Origin of the sequence: Bradyrhizobium algeriense, from assembly GCF_003062295.1 — a bacterium.
Taxonomy (GTDB): domain Bacteria; phylum Pseudomonadota; class Alphaproteobacteria; order Rhizobiales; family Xanthobacteraceae; genus Bradyrhizobium; species Bradyrhizobium algeriense.
Genome location: NZ_PYCN01000284.1, coordinates 1 through 432 on the forward strand (window position 1 = coordinate 1; position 432 = coordinate 432).

General features: G+C 63.0%; 1 pseudogene. It reads right to left on the bottom strand.

Annotated elements, in window-relative coordinates:
• Positions 1–209, bottom strand: a pseudogene (locus C7G61_RS46925) (hypothetical protein); the annotation flags it as partial.
• Between the last annotated feature and the right edge of the window lie 223 nt (positions 210–432).

The window sequence follows — 432 nt, forward strand, 5'->3', positions numbered from 1 at the left end:
CCGGGATAGAGCGGCCCACCCTTCAAGACCTGCTGCCCGGCCCAGTACCACAGGCCGTAGTCCTTGGTCTTGCCGTGCCCGAAGATCTCGGGACCAAGGACATCGGCAGCCAGGATGAAGCAGCAGAGCAGGAAGAGCAGGTCGAGTGACGCACGCAACGACAGGGTTCGGAGTGCGCCGGATCGAACGAAAGATTTAGGTGAGGTCACGATGTGGTCCAGTCAGGGGCCATAGCACCTAGCAGACCAACGAACGCTTGGAGAGTCCTGATCACCCGAATTTGTACCCGCCGCGCACAAGCGGCGGGTTTGCGGAGGAGTTGCCTCAAACGAGGCTTTCTGCCTACCTGCGCAGCAAGCCGCCGAGCGCGCCGCGGACCAGCGTGCGGCCGATCGAGCCACCAAGCTGGCCGGCGACGGACTTGCCGATATT